The organism is Allotamlana fucoidanivorans (assembly GCF_006265225.1).
GTDB lineage: Bacteria > Bacteroidota > Bacteroidia > Flavobacteriales > Flavobacteriaceae > Allotamlana > Allotamlana fucoidanivorans.
The window spans coordinates 1-808 of the sequence record NZ_VDCS01000054.1; the positions used below are offsets into that span (position 1 = coordinate 1).

At 36.4% G+C, this 808-nt stretch carries 1 protein-coding gene; it reads right to left on the reverse strand.

Annotated elements, in window-relative coordinates; genetic code table 11:
- Window positions 1-55: 55 nt before the first annotated feature.
- Window positions 56-808 (reverse strand): T9SS type A sorting domain-containing protein (locus FGF67_RS16860; protein WP_139698919.1); only part of this gene is annotated, 753 nt, incomplete at its 5' end.

The following is an 808-nucleotide window of genomic DNA, read 5'->3' on the forward strand; positions in this document are numbered from 1 at the left end:
CCACTACATGATAATACTATTAGTCCTATGAATATATATATATACTTTTTCATTTTTATTCCTTTATTATTTTTAAAACCTTCGGCTTATCGCCTCCTAATTGCAGTACAGCAAAGTAAATACCCGCTGGTTTGCCTGTAATATCTATCTGTATCCTACCTCCGTTTACAATATATGACTTTGATGATATTAACTGTGAATATAGATTATAAACCCCAACTGTTACTGTTTTTAATGGCATAGATAATTGTATCTCAAATTCGCCCTGTGTTGGATTTGGTGATACTTTTAAAATACCATCCATGGTTGTTGTGATTTTACCTTCACAAACCACACTGGTACTTACCTCTACCAGATCACCATAATTCGCATTTACAAAAAATGCGTGAGAAGAAGTCTCCATAATCATATCACCATTAACCATAACTGCAAACGGAGCCGTTCCCTCTGTAATTTCTATATTCACACCTTGCTTGGTTGCACTGGTCTTACCTGTAACCGATGAGCCCGCTTCTATTGTAAATCCAAAACACTGAACTGTATTTGTTGACGCATTGGTGATACATACTTCATGATCTCCAGGAGAAAGGTTTTCTATAATCCAATCACTAGTGAAATTAATATCGGCACCTCCATTTAGGCTTGCTTTATAATTCCCTATGTCTTTTGCTTCTATCTTTAATTGACCATTGCCCTTATCTGGACAGGTCTCTCCTATTGCCTTTAATACATAAGTGTCATCGCCTACTTCTTCTACCGCTCCTAAACAAGGCGCTAACTTATAAACCACTTCACCTGAATTGTAGTA